Genomic DNA, 14,296 nt, shown 5'->3' on the forward strand with positions numbered 1-14,296 from the left:
CGGACCCGCGGGAACCACCGGGGCCGACACGCCGACGGCCGCCCCAGCCGCCCGGGTGCACGCGCCCGGACCGCTGCCGCCCGCGCGGCCGGGGCACGGGAGCGCATGGGCGGGCCCGTACACACGTCCCGTACACACGTCCCGTGACGTCGCCGACAAAAAAGGGGCGCCCTCGCTGGGCGCCCCTTTTCCGATGGTCGGGGATCAGCCGTTGACCAGGGAGTTGCCCGCGTCCACGGCGTCGGTGCCGGCCTGGACGGCCTTCTTGACCGCGCCGACCTTCTTGCCCACGCCGGTCTCGTCGAGCACTCCGGAGGTGGCCGTGCCGGCCTGCTGCCCCGCGGCCTGGGCGGACAGTGCCGCACTGGTCAGCGTCGACCCCAGGTCGGCGGCGTGAGCGGCGACGGGCGCGGCGGCGGCCAGGAGGAAGGACCCCGCCGCGGCGGTGGTGAGGATGCGGAATGCGTTCATGATCGATACAACGTCCGAGGCCCCTGCGAGGGCACGGCCGGACCACGGGCTTCACCCGTTGGTCGAGCGCGCCCGCGCACGTTTTCGCCCACGGCCGCCCGGCCGCGGACGGCTTCGCAGGCCGCCGACGCGAAGTCCCGAGCACCGGCCGCCGCCCACCACCCACCGGCCACCACCCACCGGCCACCAGCCATCGGTCACTGGCCATCGGTCACCACCGTCCACCCTCCACCGGTCACCGCCGCCCACCGCCCCCCGGCCCGCCGCCCCATCGGTCCCGGCCACGCCCCCCTGACGTACTCCGCCGGTCCCCTGTTGCCCGACGGTGACAACGGCCGCACAGAGCGGCGAAGTTGCGCTGTCAGGATCCCCATCAGGCGCGCAGTCGCCGACGAAGCGCCAGTGACCGGCACCATCACGTCATTCATGGGGGAACACATCATGACCGCTCGTACCGAGGGCCGCACCCGCCGCCGGCGCGGCACCGCCGCCGCCATCGCACTCACCGCGGGCATAACCGCGGGCGCCGCCATGCTGCTGTCGGCCTGTGGGCCCAACGACCCCGTCTCCAAGGGCACGTCGCCCTCCGCGTCGTCCACGGGCGGTGCGAACGGCACGGGCGGCACCACCTCGGCCGGAGGCAACGGGAAGAACGGCAACCCCGCCGTCCCCGCCGCGAGCAGCAAGCCGGTCGCGCCCTCCGGCCCCCTCCTCAACGGCACCGCCCGCAACGGTCTGACCGTCAGCGACGGCACCCGGTACGTCGTCATGAACGGCACCCGCGTCGACTTCGGCACCATCGTGCGCGACCTGGCCTGGTCGCCGGACGGCAGCAAGGCGGTGTTCGTCGACGGCTCGGGCAACCTGGACATCAGCAACCCCGACGGCAGCGGCCGGGTGACCGTGGCCCGCAACCCCGGCGGCCAGACCTGGTCGCACCCCACCTGGCGGGTCCGCAGGGCGGACGCCCAGAGCGGTGTCCCGGCGCTCAACGACATCTTCTTCGCGGTGCGGGCGAGGGGTGTCTCGAAGCTGTACGGTGTCGCGGCCACGGCCCATGACGGAACCCCGAAGGTGCTCAGCCTGTACTCGGAGTTCGACCCGGACACCGAGCGACTGCCGCAGACCGGCAACGTGTGGCCCAGCGCGGCCGGCCCGTCCGGTTCCGCGGTGTACGCGAACACCGGCACCGGCGAGGTCTACATCCGCGACGACTACACGCGCCAGCAGGGATCATCCCTGGCCAAGGGCTCGGAGCCGGCGATGGCGCCCGGCAACGACGGGGACGTCGTGTTCGTCCGCTCGGTGGGCGGCCACGACCACCTGTTCCTGGAGGAGTCCACGCCCAGCGGGCCGGTGTTCAAGGACCTCACTCCGAACGCCGCCACCGACTACACCGAGCCCGCCTTCTCCGCGGACGGGAAGACCATCGCCGCCCGTACGCCCTCCGGCATCGTCACCCTCCCGGCGAACGGCTCGCACGCCCCGGTCAAGGTGTCCGACTACGTCGGCCTGCCCGCCTACCGCGGCTGATCCGGCGGCGGGCCCGGTACACGGTCCCGCGTCCGGTCCTCCGCCCGAGCGGCCAGTTCCCTGCGCAGCTCGTCCAAGTGGGCGTCCGCCGTGTCGTGCGGCAGGAACTCCACCACGTCGACGAAACGGAACAGCACCTGCGAGGCGGTGATCGCGAACTCGTAGTCCGCGAATCCCACCACCGCGCCCATCTCGCCGCGTATCGCGCCCCGGACCACATGCGCCGTCATGTCGTCCGGGGCCTTCGCGTCCAGTCCGCGCCGCGCGTTGGGCCGGGCCAGGTAGGGGCAGACCATCGAGGCGTAGAGCATGCAGGCCCGGTGGCCGGGGCCCTCAAGCGTCGGTGCGAGGTTCCGGTACGGCCGCCCCGAGGCGCGTGCCTCGCCGATCGCCGCGCTCTCGGCCGCGCCCACCACCCGCCACACCGGCCCGCGCGGCATCAAGGTGCCGCACACCGAACACAGCCGCCCGCGCGCGCAGTCGGCGCTGCGCTCGTAGTCGGTGAGCGCGAACTGCGGCCCCCGCTCCCCGTCCCACGGCGTGATCGCCGGTACGGGATAGCCGCGTACGTCCCGCGGCCGCGCCTCGACCGCGGCCGGCTTGGGCACGGCGTCAAACCGCACGCCGGCCACCCCCTCCGCCCGGACGCCCCTCGTCCGGCGTCCTGTCGCCCTCCCCCGTCGGCCGCTCGCCGCGCCTGCTCCGCCAATCGGCCACGGCACGCTCCACGTCGAAGGGCACCAGGTTCAGCGGCGGCCCCTCCGGCGGGCGGCGAACGGCGGCGGCGATCTTCTCGTTGACGGCGGTGACGATGCGCCGCACCTCCTCCTCGCTGCCGGCCGAGGCGGCCTCGGCCAGGGCGTCCTCCGCCTCCTTGCGCAGCACCAGCGAAGGCGGCAGGAAGGACAGGCCCTCGCGCCGCATCTTGTCCTTGACCCACCACATCTCGTCGTACGGCGCGTCCAGCGAGGGCAGGGGCTTGCCCGCGCCGGGCAGGCCGGCGAAGTCACCGCGCGCCTCGGCCTCGCGGATCTGCCGGTCCGCCCAGGTCTCGAAGGGAAGCCCGGGCGGCTTGCGTTCGGTCATGGCTCACTCCTCGACTGCCCGCCACCGGACGGGAAGGGGACACGCTTTCGAGGCTACAAGCTCGGCCGCCGGGCCTGTCGGGAGTTGTCCACAGGCCGGGTCCGCGTGCGCTGCCGCGCCGCCAGCAGCGCCACGTCGTCCTCGGGCGACGCCGGGGCCAGCCGCTGCACGATCCGCGCCAGGAGTACGTCCAGCGGGCCGGACGCCTGCGGCAGCCGGAGCGCCGCCAGCCGGGCCAGCGAGGCGTCGATGTCCTCGAAGCGGCGCTCGACCAGGCCGTCGGTGTACAGCAGCAGGGTCTCGCCCCGCCCCCAGGCCAGCGGCACCGTCTCGTACCCGCCGCCCAGGTCCGCGCCGAGCGGCGGGCCGGGCGGCACGTCGAGCAGCGCGACCGCGCCGGAGGTGGTGACGAGCGCGGGCGGCAGGTGGCCGGCGTTGGCGCTCCAGCAGCGGCCCCGTACCGGATCGGCGAAGACCAGCAGGCAGGTCGCCGGGCGCTCCGAGCCGACCGCGCACAGCAGGGCGTCCATCCGCCGCAGCAGTTCGTGCGGCGAACCGGGCTCGCCGCAGGCGATCCGCAGCATCGAGCGGTAATGGCTCATCTCGACCGCCGCCTCGACCCCGTGCCCCATCACGTCGCCCATGGCCAGCAGGGCCGTACCGTCCGGCAGGGCGACCGTGTCGAACCAGTCGCCGCCGACCAGGTCGCTGGTGCCGGCCGGCAGGTAGTGGGTGGCCACGTCGATCCCGGCGTGCGGGGACTCCGTGGCGGGGGCGGCCAGCAGCGCCCGCTGAAGTTCGACCGCGATGGCGTGCTCGCGGGTATAGCGGCGGGCGTTGTCCAGGCTGAGCGCGGCCCGGTCGGCCAGGGCGCGGGCGACGGCGATGTCCTCCTCGTCGAAGGCGGCCGACATCCCGGCCCGTACCAGGGTGACCGTGCCGATCTGGTCGCCGCGCGCGGCCAGCGGAACCGTCATCGCCGAGTGGATGCCGGCCGCGCGGTAGCGGGCGACCCGCTCCACATTGGGTGCGGCCCGCGCCAGCTCCGCGTCCGTGGCCAGGTTGGAGACCACCGGCCGGCCCGTCTCAAGGCAGCGGGGGATGGCCGCGCCGGGCTGGTAGTCGACGTGCTCCCCGGGCACGCCGAACTGCCGCATCTTGTCGCGCATGGCGGGTCTGGCCGCCATCGCCGCCCGGCGCAGCCGCAGCGTGCCGTGCGGGGGAGGGCGGCGGCCCTCGCCGCCGCTCATGGACAGGACCTCCACGGTGGCGGCGTCCGCGATCACCTCGACCAGCAGGTCCACCAGCTCCTGGCAGGTCTGGTCCATCTCCAGGGTGGTGCCGATACGGACGGCGGCGGCGTCCAGGAGCAGCAGGCGCTCCCGGGCCCGTTCCAGCTCCCGCTGGCTCTCGCGGTCCGCGCTGACCTCCATGACGATCGCCCCGAGGCCGCGCGGCTTCCCGGTCTCGTCCTCCAGCCGGAAGTAGCTGCCCTGCCAGTAGCGGCGCTCGTGCGGGGAGTCGGCCCGGGTCTGGCCGCTGGAGACCATCACCCGCGGCGTGCCGTCGGCGAGGACCTCCCGCAGCACGTGCTCGCCGGCGTCCACCTTGGGTACGACGTCGGCGATGGCGCGGCCGACGTGCGCGGGCGCGGGCAGGCCGTTCATCCGCGCGAGGGCATCGTTGACGTACACGTAGCGCAGGTCCACGTCGAGGAAGGCGATGCCGGCGTCCGTGCGGTCCAGCAGCGCACGGCACAGCCACTCCGGCGGGTAGGTGGCATCCATGGGCGTCCCTCCTCCCGCGCCTGGTGCCCCCGTACGTTCCACAGTGCGCGCCACGCCGCGAATCTGCGATTCCGCGCCATGCGTGCAAGACCCCGGCGACAGGCCTCACCCGCAGCACCACGCGTCCCCTCGTACTGGCGATCGGCTGCGGGAACGCCGTCGAGGCGCCGTCGGAATCGGGTCGTACGGGTTGCGTACGGGCAGGGGGCGCACCCGGACGCCCGCCGGTCCCGGCCAACCGGCCGCCGGTCCCGGGCTCCCACCCGCCTCAGTGGTGCGCGGACGGCACACGGAGGCGCCCGGAGCCATGCGTATGCACCTTTGCCGCCGTTCCATCCCTTTTGCTACCCTCGCATCCCTGCGCCACTGCTGCGCCCGGACAAGCCGGGCCGGTAGGCTTTCCGTGTGATCTTCAAGCGCATCGGAAACGGGCGGCCGTACCCGGACCACGGCCGGGTCAGCACGCGCGAGTGGGCGGACGTCGCGCCCCGTCCCGTGCGGCTGGACCAGTTGGTGACGACCAAGGGGCAGCTCGACCTGGAGACACTTTTGGCCGAGGACTCCACTTTCTACGGGGACTTGTTCGCTCACGTCGTGAAATGGCAGGGCGACCTGTATTTGGAGGACGGCCTGCACCGGGCGGTGCGCGCGGCGCTCCAGCAGCGCCAGGTGCTGCACGCCCGGGTCCTGGAGATGGACTGACAATCCGCTTACGCTGCGCTCATGAGCATGCTGACTCCCTCCGGAATGGGTGGGAAGTACCGGATCACCGGGGAGGCGTATCCGCGGATGCGCAGGCCCCGAAGGCGGGGCCGCGTCCTGGCGGCCATGGTCGCCACGGTGGTGGTGCTCGGCCTCTTCGGCTGGGGAGCGCTGCAGCTCTACCACGTCTTCAAGGGCGACAACGGCGGCGGCGCCAAGGCCGGCGCGGGGCCGCGGAACCACGTGTCCTGCAAGCCGGCGGCGGCGCCCACCTCCACCGGCAAGCCGGTCCCGCTGCCGCAGCCGTCCGGAGTGACGCTGAACGTGTTCAACGCGACCACGCACGGCGGCCTCGCCAAGAACACCGCCGACCAACTGGCCCAGCGCGGATTCAAGGTGGCCTCGTTCGGCAACGCGCCCACGGCCTACGACAAGAAGGTCACCGCATCGGCCCTGCTGGTGGCCGGACCGGCCGGCGAGGCGGCGGCGCGTGAGGCCGGGACGCAGGTGGCCGGCTCCTCCGTCAAGATCGACCCGACCCGCAAGGGCACGGCGGTCGACCTGCTCATCGGCGACGGCTTCAAGGCGCTGGCCTCCCCGGCGGACGCGGCCAAGGCCCGCGTGACGGCCGCCAACCCCCCGCCGCCGAAGCCGGTGTGCACCACCCCGAGCGCGTCGCCGAAACACTGACGGCACGCCCCGGGACCACGCCTCAACGCCACGACCACACCCGCGGGTGCGCGCCCGCGGCAGGCGGGACGGGAACCCGGCCGGCCCGGACGGGGGCGGCCGGGCCGCGGAAGCGGCTCAGCTCACCGTGCCGTAGAGGCGGTCGCCCGCGTCGCCCAGGCCCGGGACGATGAAGCCGTGCTCGTTGAGCCGCTCGTCGACCGCGCCGGTGACGACGGTGACGGGCTGGCCGGCGAGTTCGCGCTCCATGGTCTGGACGCCCTCGGGGGCGGCGAGCAGGCACAGGGCGGTCACGTCGTCGGCGCCGCGTTGTATGAGCAGGCGGATGGCCGCGACCAGGGTGCCGCCGGTGGCCAGCATCGGGTCGACCACGTAGACCTGGCGGCCGGAGAGGTCCTCGGGCATCCGGGTGGCGTAGGTGGTCGCCTCCAGCGTCGCCTCGTCGCGGACCATGCCGAGGAAGCCGACCTCGGCGGTGGGCAGCAGCCTGACCATGCCGTCGAGCATGCCCAGGCCCGCCCGCAGGATCGGCACCACCAGCGGGCGCGGGTAGGACAGCCGCACCCCCGTCGTCGGCGCCACCGGGGTGCGGATGCCGACCTGCTCGGTCCGCACGTCCCGGGTCGCCTCGTACGCGAGCAGGGTGACCAGCTCGTCGGCGAGCCGCCGGAAGGTGGGCGAGTCGGTGCGCTCGTCGCGCAGGGTGGTGAGCTTGTGCGCGACCAGCGGGTGGTCGACAACGTGGAGACGCATGGGGACGACTGTATCCGGCCGCTCCGGGGACGTGCCCGGCCGCGACGGCCCGACGCGTTCTGTGCCCGGGCCTGGCCAAACCGCCCGTTCGGGGGAAACCTCGGGGAAACGGCGCCTCGCCCGGCGCCACGCCCGCCGGATGAACGGCGAGGGCGGCCGCCGGGACGCGCCGGCGGCCGCCAACCGTCGCGTTCCGCCGCCCGGGCGGTGTGATTCGCATCGCATCCGCCGCCCGCCCGGAGGTCGACGCAGCGTGACGAGCGCGGCACGCACGAGAGGGCGTCCGCGGCCCGGCCCGGTCGCGACACGCCCCGGACCAGGCCGCACAAGATCGCGCCGGGCGGGCGGTTTTCCGCGTCAGTGACGAAGACCTGGCACGTCGCGGTGGAGAAGACCCTTCGCAACGCCCCGGTTTCTGCCACGATGCCGAGTGGGTGGGACCATCATGAAGCCATCATGAATGTGAAAGCGGCCCTACCCGGTCCGGACGGCCTGAACCCAGTGGGAGAGTCACGGTGTACTTCGCCGCACTGCTCGCGCGCACCGAGGACGGTTGGCAAGCGAGCGAACCCGATCTCGACGATGTGGAAACCCTCGCCGATCTGAGCGACCTGGCCCGCGAAGCCGGCGACGAGGAGGAAACGGTTCTGGTCTTCATCGAGCAGGAGGACGCCTGGTTCGGCGTCATCCGGGTCGACGGTGAAGAGGACCCCAGGATCTATGTGTCCGACGCGGCCGCGGCCGCCCGCAGCTCGTACGGGGAGATCCTGCTCACCGACGAGGTGCTGGGCCGCGACCCGCAGGACTTGGACGAGCTGGTCGACCTCGACGGCACGGAGGACGGCGAAAGCGACGACGAGGACGCCGTGGCCGGCCCCTCGGAGGACCATGTGCCGGCCGGCCCGCTGGGGGACACCGACCTGCTGGCGGACCTCGGCATGAGCGCCAAGGAGCTGCTGGCGCTCAGCGGGGACGGCGCGCTGACCGGCGAGGCGCTCGGCGAGATCGCCGACGCCCTCGGCTGCGCGGATGTGCTGGAGGCGGTCCGCTGACCGCACTCCCCTCCCCTGCGGGGGACCCTGCCCCGGGTGTCCCCGCGGGGGACCCCGTCCGTGACCCCTGGGTCGCCGCCATGCGGCTGGCGCTGGCGGAGGCCGAACTCGCCCCGCTCACCGGCGACGTGCCGGTGGGCGCGGTCGTGCTGTCCGCGGACGGCACGGTCGTGGCCCGGGCACGCAACGAGCGCGAGGCCACCGGCGACCCGACCGCGCACGCCGAGATCCTGGCCATCCGCCGCGCGGCCGCCGCACTGGCCGGGGGCCCCGGCACCGCCGCGGGGCTTGACCCCCGGGACGGCCGGGACGCGGGCCCGGACGGACTCGGCGGTCCCGACGGGCGGGGCGGCCGGACCGGCCGGAGCACCGGGGACACCCGCCCGCCGGACAGCGCCCGCGGCGCCGAATGGCAGCTCACCGGGTGCACCCTGGTGGTCACCCTGGAGCCGTGCACCATGTGCGCGGGCGCGATCGTCCTGTCCCGTCTGGACCGCGTCGTCTACGGCGCCCGCGACGCCAAGGCGGGCGCCGCCGGGTCCCAGTGGGACCTGATCCGCGACCGCCGCCTCAACCACCGTCCCGAGGTCGTCCCCGGTGTCCTCGGCGCACCGGCTGCCGCCCTCCTCTCCGGCTTCTTCCGGACAACCGATTTCGGACCACGGCCCCCGATGGGCTAGCATCTCCCTCGGTAGCGTGTCCGAGCGGCCTAAGGAGCACGCCTCGAAAGCGTGTGAGGGTTCACGCCCTCCGTGGGTTCAAATCCCACCGCTACCGCTCCGAGCAGCACCGACCGAGGCAGTGGAGATCTTTCTCCGCTGCCTCGTCCCGTTCCGGTCTCCTTTCCGGTCTCGTTTCCCGGCGTGCCGCCCGCGGCCCCCGCCCCGCCGCCGGGTGCCCGCCCCGGCTGCTCGCCCCCCGGCGCTCATCGCCGTTCACGCGAGGGCGCCGCATACAGGGCCGCTGAGGGGCCGGGGTTTTACCCGGAGGATGACGTTCCGGGGCCGCGGATGTCGGCGGATTGCGCTGTCTGACGGATACACTTCACCGATTGCACGGTTGTGACCGCCGGCGAGCGGAGTCGTGGCTGGGGAGGGGCGAGGGCGGCATGGCGCAGGCGAGGAAGATAGCCACGTATGTGCTGGTGATCTTCGTGCTCTACACGATCATCGACCAGCCCGCCCGGGCAGCGGACCTCGTGCAGGTCGGATTCGTGGGGATATCGAACGCCGCCAAGAGCATCGGCCAGTTCATGCACGACCTGGCCAACTGACGCGGCGCCACCGAGCCCCCTGCCGCACGGCGGCGGGGGGCTCTGCCGTGTCCCCGCTCGTACAACACGGCAATATGCGGTGCTTGCGCGAAGGACGCATGAATTGTGATGCTATGACCGCTTTTGCCGGACGAGTGGACCGATGAGGGGTGTGGTGTGCCGGTGTCGGCCCGTACGGCGTCAACGTCGACCACGGCGGCGGCGTCGACAACGTATCCGCGCGGCAGGACGCGGCCGCCCAGCACGAACGCGGCCGACGCACGGGCGCTCACCCAGGTGCTCTTCGAGCAGATCAGCCGGCTGGAGCCGGGCACCCCCGAGCACGCCCGGGTGCGGGCCGCGCTGATCGAGGTGAACCTGCCGCTGGTGCGGTACGCCGCCGCCCGCTTCCGCAGCCGCAACGAGCCGATGGAGGACGTGGTCCAGGTCGGCACGATCGGCCTGATCAACGCGATCGACCGGTTCGACCCGGACCGCGGGGTGCAGTTCCCCACCTTCGCGATGCCCACCGTGGTGGGCGAGATCAAACGTTACTTCAGGGACAACGTCAGGACCGTGCACGTCCCGCGCCGGCTGCACGAGCTGTGGGTGCAGGTCAGCGGCGCCATCGAGGACCTGACGGTGCTGCACGGCCGCTCGCCCACCACCGCCGAGATCGCCGAGCGGCTCGGGCTGTCCGAGGACGAGGTGCTGGCCTGTCTGGAGGCCGGCCGCGCGTACCACGCCACCTCGTTGGAGGCCGCGCAGGAGGGGGACGGGGCGCCCGGTCTGCTGGACCGCCTCGGCTACGAGGACCCGGCGCTGTCCGGCGTCGAGCACCGGGACCTGGTCCGGCACCTTCTGGTCCAGCTTCCGGAACGAGAGCGGCGGATCCTGCTGCTGCGCTACTTCGGCAACCTGACGCAGTCCCAGATCAGCGCCGAGCTGGGCGTTTCCCAGATGCACGTGTCACGCCTGCTGTCCCGCAGCTTCGCCAGGCTGCGGTCCGCAAACCAGATCGAACCGTAGCTCAGCGGGATTAAGCCACCTGCGAAGATATGTCGACATGACGCTACAGCGCGTTGCCGACATGTGACATTCTGCGGATACCGCGTTTGTCGTGGGCGTGCGTCCGGTATTCCAGAGGTGGAACACGTCGCTCGCGACACCCGTCCGCGACCTCAAGGGGGTGGCATGTCCGTACAGGTGGGCAGTCCCAAGGTGCTGCGTCAGCAGGACGACGCCGAAGCACCGCACGATGCTCTTCACGGCGAGGCCATCGACACCCGTACGCTGTCCCGTTCGCTGTTCCTGCGTCTGGCGGAACTCCCTGTGGACAGCCCGGAACGCACCTACGTCCGCGACACGCTCATCGAACTGAACCTGCCCCTCGTGCGGTACGCCGCCGCCCGCTTCCGCAGCCGCAACGAGCCGATGGAGGACATCGTCCAAGTCGGCACGATCGGCCTGATCAAGGCGATCGACCGGTTCGACTGCGAGCGCGGGGTGGAGTTCCCCACCTTCGCCATGCCCACCATCGTCGGTGAGGTGAAGCGCTTCTTCCGCGACACGAGCTGGTCGGTGCGGGTGCCGCGCCGGCTGCAGGAGCTGCGGCTGGCGCTGACCAAGGCGAGCGACGAACTCTCCCAGCAGCTCGACCGCTCCCCCACCGTGGCCGAACTCGCCGCGTGCCTGGGCGTCTCCGAGGAGGACGTGGTCGACGGCCTGGCGGTGGGCAACGCCTACACGGCCAGCTCGCTGGATTCCCCGCCGCCGGAGGACGACGGCGGCGAGGGCACGCTGGCCGACCGCCTCGGCTACGAGGACTCGGCGCTGGAAGGCGTCGAGTACCGCGAGTCGCTCAAGCCGCTGCTGGCCCAACTGCCGCCGCGCGAGCGTCAGATCATCATGCTGCGCTTCTTCGCGAACATGACGCAGTCGCAGATCGGCGAGGAGGTCGGCATCTCGCAGATGCACGTCTCCCGGCTGCTGACCCGCACCCTGGCGCAGTTGCGGGAAGGGCTGACCGCGGAGGTCTGAGGACGCGACGGAGTGGCCGCGCGCCCGGGTACGCGCCCGTACCCGTGCCACCGCGGCGGGCGAGTCAGCGCATCGCCAGCGCGACCACTCCGACGACGACCAGCAGCGCGACGACCACGCCGACGATCAGTCCGATGCGCGGGCGCGCCTGCGCGCGCTGGACCTGGACGGCGGGCGGCTGCTCCTCGACGAAGGCGCGGAACATCTGGGTGCTGCCGGCCGGGTCGTAATTGTTGTCCGGGCCGTTGGGGACCTGCGGCGAAGGGTTCGACATGCCGCCTGACCTTAGCGTGTCGGCGGAACGGCGTGCACCCCCGGATCCAACCCCGGGCAGCTGCCCATACCCATGACACACGTCGGCCATGCGGACCTCGACGTGCGCTCTGTGCGCCCAGGCGCCGGCGCACGCGGCCGTACCGCCCACGAGCGGCGGCAGCCCCTCGACATGCTGGACGCGTATACGACGACCGGCGCCCGCCCGCGCTTCGGCGCCGTCCGCGCGGCACCCGGAGCGGTTTGCCGCAGGCCACGGCGGGTAGACCGGCTTCACCGGAAACGGAATGCTCCTTCCGCAAGGAGGGCGACGACCCGGTGACGGCCCCCGGCCGGCCTGCCTGACCCGCAGCGGAGAGGTCCAGGCGAGCCGGATGGGGTACGAGGTCCTGGCGGCGGCCGAAGCAGGGGACGGCCGACGCCGTCCGCCGGGGCCCACATCTCGCGCGCGTTGGTCCATCGGGTTCGGGCCGCTCGCCCGGACGGCGGGCTCCAGGGGTGTCGTGGGCCGAGCGCCGGCAGGCGGGATGGTTCAGTCGGCGGTGGTCCAGTCGGCGGTGGTCGAGCCGCCGAGCGGGCCTACACGCTGATGGGCGCGGCGGGCTCCTTCGCGGCCGTCAGCTCGCTGCTCGGCTCGCCGCTGGGGTCGTGGACGGGCCTGGGCACGTTCTCGCTCGAACTGCCGAGCGTCCCGAGGACGAGCAGTCCCAGGCCTACGGCGGCTGCCTGAGCGCTTTCCGCGGCGGTCCGATCTTCCCGTCCCTGTTCGTCGGCGCCGCGGGCGGCATCCTGCTGTCCCGCCTGCCCGGCCTCTCCCTCGACGCGGGCTTCGCGACCGGGGTCGGCGCGATGGCCGCGGCCATGCTCCGGCTGCCGCTGACCTCCGTGCTGCTGGCCACCTTGCTGATGGGCAAGGAGGGGCTCACGGTGATGCCGCTGGTGATCGTCGCGGTAGTGGTGGCGTACGTCGCCTCGTACGCGCTGAGGCCGGCGGCGGTCCGGCAAGGCGGTGCGGAAGCCGGAGCGGAGGCCGGAGCGGGGACTGGTGCCGGTACGGGGACCGGTACCGGGACCGGTACTGGCGCGGGGGCCGGGCCGGGGGAGTGACCCGGGCGCCGCGACCGGCAACTCGCCCGCGGGAAAAGGGCCGGGGCCGCCCGATTCGGTCGCTCGGCGCAGTCACTTGGCCCCCTCCTTTCCCAAATGCCCGCCGGGACACCGCCGATCGGCAATTGGCCGGCTGCCGTTGACCCTGCGTGAAGCCCTGAGTGAGGCTGGTCGTCTCGATGACCCGGGGGGCAGCGGACACCGGAGGCGGCACTCATGGCCCGGCGGACACGGATGGCGCGACTGGCGGCGGTCGCCGCGCTCACCCCGGCGCTGGCGTTGGTCGCCGGCTGCGGCGGCCTCGGCCTCGGCTCGTCCAAGAGCAAGGACGTCACCTTACGGGTCGTCACCACGGACTACAGCGGGCTGAAGACCGGCACCGACGTGAATCCGTACTGGCGCGGCCTGGCCCGCTCCTTCGAGCGGGCGAACCCGCACATCAAGGTCGAGATCGAGCCCGTGCCCGTCGCCGACGCCGACGACCGCGTGGCCGCGATGGTCCGGCAGGGCGAGGCCCCCGACATCGCCCAGCTCGACACGTACAGCGCCTTCGCCGCCAAGGGCGAGCTGTACCCGGCCGACTCGCTCTTCCCGATCAGCATGCAGTCCGAGTTCATCCCCTCGCTCGCGGACGCCGGGTCGGTGGACCACGTGGAGTACGGGATCCCGTGGGTGGCCGGCACCCGCATGTTCGTCTACAACAAGAAGCTGTTCGCGCGGGCCGGCCTCAAACGGGCGCCGCAGACCTGGGACGAGCTGAAGGCCGACGCGCGCAGGCTCAAGGACGCGGGCGTGCCGGTGCCGGTCGGGCTGCCGCTCGGACCGCAGGAGGCCGAGGCCGAGACGATGATGTGGATGCTCGGCGGCAACGGCGGCTACACCGACGCCAGCGGCGGCTACACCATCGACTCGGCGGCCAACGTCGAGACCTTCTCGTGGCTGCGGAACAACCTGGTCGACGCGGGGCTCGTCGGGCCGCGCGACCCGGCGAGGACGAACGTCAGCGACGCCTTCGAGGACTTCCTGGCCGGGCGCACCGGGATGCTCGACGGGCACATCACCCTGCTGGAGCGCGGGAAGGCCGCCGGGATCGACGTCGGGGTGGCGCCGCTGCCCGGCCGTACCGGACCCAGTCCGCAGACCCTCGGCAACACCGACTGGGTCATGGCCTTCAAGCCGCCCGGACACCTCGACGCGGACGCGAAGTTCCTGCGCTTCCTCTACAGCGAGTCCAGCATGCTGGACTTCCAGCGCCACCACGGCCTGCTGCCGGTCACCGCGGACACCGCCGCGGCGGTGCGGTCCGACCCCCGGTACCGCCCGCTGCTGCCGTTCATGCGGCTGCTGCCCGACGCGGCGTTCTACCCGGTCGCCAAGCCGTCCTGGGTGCCGGTCGGCCAGAGGCTCAAGCAGGTCATCGGCCAGGCTGTGGACGGCGACCCGAAGACGGTCCTCACCCAGCTGCAGGACTACGCGGACGCCGCCGACAGGGGCCAGGGGCAGGGCCGGGGCTGAGGACGCGCCTCGCGACCGGACACCCGCGCACTCGG

The 14,296-nt window shown here is 73.0% G+C and carries 15 protein-coding genes, 1 tRNA gene and 1 pseudogene; 11 read left to right on the forward strand and 6 right to left on the reverse strand.

Translation table 11 applies throughout. The features are described from left to right. Positions 1–204: 204 nt before the first annotated feature. Complete coding sequence (locus tag K7G61_RS27920; RefSeq protein ID WP_225849776.1) at positions 205–471, reverse strand: hypothetical protein; 267 nt, start codon at positions 469–471, stop codon at positions 205–207. Positions 472–912: 441 nt separating this feature from the next. Here K7G61_RS27920 and K7G61_RS27925 point away from each other — a divergent pair, with 441 nt between their 5' ends. Beyond that, a complete protein-coding gene (locus K7G61_RS27925) occupies positions 913–2,004 on the forward strand; it encodes a hypothetical protein (protein ID WP_225849777.1) in 1,092 nt (363 codons plus the stop codon). On the opposite strand, the gene K7G61_RS27930 is transcribed toward K7G61_RS27925, so the two are convergent. From K7G61_RS27930 to K7G61_RS27940, 3 genes are read right to left on the reverse strand one after another with little or no spacing between them, the layout of a single operon-like run. Further along, complete coding sequence (locus tag K7G61_RS27930; RefSeq protein WP_225849778.1) at positions 1,992–2,627, reverse strand: hypothetical protein; 636 nt, start codon at positions 2,625–2,627, stop codon at positions 1,992–1,994. The two genes, K7G61_RS27925 and K7G61_RS27930, sit on opposite strands and share 13 nt — an antisense overlap. Continuing rightward, entirely contained in the window at positions 2,617–3,090 is a 474-nt protein-coding gene (locus K7G61_RS27935; RefSeq protein ID WP_225849779.1) for a DUF1992 domain-containing protein, read from the reverse strand. Before K7G61_RS27935 ends, K7G61_RS27930 begins: the two co-directional genes overlap by 11 nt. A gap of 53 nt (positions 3,091–3,143) precedes the next feature. Further along, on the reverse strand, positions 3,144–4,877 hold the full coding sequence (locus K7G61_RS27940) for a SpoIIE family protein phosphatase (RefSeq protein ID WP_225849780.1): 1,734 nt from the start codon (positions 4,875–4,877) through the stop codon (positions 3,144–3,146). A gap of 405 nt (positions 4,878–5,282) precedes the next feature. On the opposite strand from K7G61_RS27940, the gene K7G61_RS27945 reads away from it, so the two are divergent. Both K7G61_RS27945 and K7G61_RS27950 read left to right on the forward strand, forming a co-directional pair. Next, entirely contained in the window at positions 5,283–5,579 is a 297-nt protein-coding gene (locus tag K7G61_RS27945) for a type II toxin-antitoxin system VapB family antitoxin (protein ID WP_093712089.1), read from the forward strand. Between the two features lie 21 nt (positions 5,580–5,600). Further along, positions 5,601–6,269, forward strand: a complete 669-nt coding sequence (locus tag K7G61_RS27950; protein ID WP_225849781.1) for a LytR C-terminal domain-containing protein — start codon at positions 5,601–5,603, stop codon at positions 6,267–6,269. Between the two features lie 117 nt (positions 6,270–6,386). Here K7G61_RS27950 and upp read toward each other — a convergent pair whose 3' ends face one another. Then, positions 6,387–7,022: a uracil phosphoribosyltransferase gene (gene upp / locus K7G61_RS27955; RefSeq protein ID WP_225849782.1), complete on the reverse strand. Its 636-nt coding sequence runs from the start codon at positions 7,020–7,022 to the stop codon at positions 6,387–6,389. Between the two features lie 515 nt (positions 7,023–7,537). Between upp and K7G61_RS27960 the strand changes: the two genes are divergently transcribed. The 6 genes from K7G61_RS27960 to K7G61_RS27985 all read left to right on the forward strand — a co-directional run bounded on the left by K7G61_RS27960 (position 7,538) and on the right by K7G61_RS27985 (position 11,366). Then, positions 7,538–8,074 (forward strand): hypothetical protein, encoded by a 537-nt coding sequence (locus K7G61_RS27960; protein WP_225849783.1) that lies wholly within the window; start codon positions 7,538–7,540, stop codon positions 8,072–8,074. Positions 8,075–8,154: 80 nt separating this feature from the next. Then, positions 8,155–8,754 carry a nucleoside deaminase gene (locus tag K7G61_RS27965; protein WP_225849784.1) on the forward strand — a complete coding sequence of 200 codons (600 nt, stop codon included), beginning with the start codon at positions 8,155–8,157 and terminating at the stop codon, positions 8,752–8,754. A gap of 10 nt (positions 8,755–8,764) precedes the next feature. Then, a tRNA-Ser gene (locus K7G61_RS27970) sits at positions 8,765–8,851 on the forward strand. A 331-nt stretch (positions 8,852–9,182) separates the two neighbouring features. Next, positions 9,183–9,347, forward strand: coding sequence for a hypothetical protein (locus K7G61_RS27975; protein WP_225849785.1), 165 nt, complete (start codon positions 9,183–9,185; stop codon positions 9,345–9,347). 156 nt (positions 9,348–9,503) lie between these two features. Then, complete coding sequence (locus tag K7G61_RS27980) at positions 9,504–10,355, forward strand: RNA polymerase sigma factor SigF (protein ID WP_225849786.1); 852 nt, start codon at positions 9,504–9,506, stop codon at positions 10,353–10,355. Positions 10,356–10,520: 165 nt separating this feature from the next. Continuing rightward, on the forward strand, positions 10,521–11,366 hold the full coding sequence (locus K7G61_RS27985; RefSeq protein WP_225849787.1) for an RNA polymerase sigma factor SigF: 846 nt from the start codon (positions 10,521–10,523) through the stop codon (positions 11,364–11,366). Positions 11,367–11,430: 64 nt separating this feature from the next. Here K7G61_RS27985 and K7G61_RS27990 read toward each other — a convergent pair whose 3' ends face one another. Beyond that, a complete protein-coding gene (locus K7G61_RS27990; RefSeq protein ID WP_225849788.1) occupies positions 11,431–11,640 on the reverse strand; it encodes a hypothetical protein in 210 nt (69 codons plus the stop codon). A 710-nt stretch (positions 11,641–12,350) separates the two neighbouring features. Here K7G61_RS27990 and K7G61_RS27995 point away from each other — a divergent pair. Continuing rightward, a pseudogene (locus K7G61_RS27995) lies at positions 12,351–12,746 on the forward strand (chloride channel protein); the annotation flags it as partial. Between the two features lie 216 nt (positions 12,747–12,962). Then, complete coding sequence (locus tag K7G61_RS28000; protein ID WP_225849789.1) at positions 12,963–14,261, forward strand: extracellular solute-binding protein; 1,299 nt, start codon at positions 12,963–12,965, stop codon at positions 14,259–14,261. Positions 14,262–14,296: the final 35 nt, after the last annotated feature.

The sequence above is a fragment of the Streptomyces sp. HPF1205 genome, assembly GCF_020400825.1.
GTDB lineage: Bacteria > Actinomycetota > Actinomycetes > Streptomycetales > Streptomycetaceae > Actinacidiphila.

Coding starts and splice junctions, on each gene's coding strand:
- K7G61_RS27935 (WP_225849779.1), bottom strand. CDS start 3,090: ATGACCGAACGCAAGCCGCCCGGGCTTCCCTTCGAGACCTGGGCGGAC.
- K7G61_RS27990 (WP_225849788.1), bottom strand. CDS start 11,640: ATGTCGAACCCTTCGCCGCAGGTCCCCAACGGCCCGGACAACAATTAC.
- K7G61_RS27950 (WP_225849781.1), top strand. CDS start 5,601: ATGAGCATGCTGACTCCCTCCGGAATGGGTGGGAAGTACCGGATCACC.
- K7G61_RS27965 (WP_225849784.1), top strand. CDS start 8,155: ATGCGGCTGGCGCTGGCGGAGGCCGAACTCGCCCCGCTCACCGGCGAC.
- K7G61_RS27920 (WP_225849776.1), bottom strand. CDS start 471: ATGAACGCATTCCGCATCCTCACCACCGCCGCGGCGGGGTCCTTCCTC.
- K7G61_RS27985 (WP_225849787.1), top strand. CDS start 10,521: ATGTCCGTACAGGTGGGCAGTCCCAAGGTGCTGCGTCAGCAGGACGAC.
- upp (WP_225849782.1), bottom strand. CDS start 7,022: ATGCGTCTCCACGTTGTCGACCACCCGCTGGTCGCGCACAAGCTCACC.
- K7G61_RS28000 (WP_225849789.1), top strand. CDS start 12,963: ATGGCCCGGCGGACACGGATGGCGCGACTGGCGGCGGTCGCCGCGCTC.
- K7G61_RS27925 (WP_225849777.1), top strand. CDS start 913: ATGACCGCTCGTACCGAGGGCCGCACCCGCCGCCGGCGCGGCACCGCC.
- K7G61_RS27940 (WP_225849780.1), bottom strand. CDS start 4,877: ATGGATGCCACCTACCCGCCGGAGTGGCTGTGCCGTGCGCTGCTGGAC.
- K7G61_RS27975 (WP_225849785.1), top strand. CDS start 9,183: ATGGCGCAGGCGAGGAAGATAGCCACGTATGTGCTGGTGATCTTCGTG.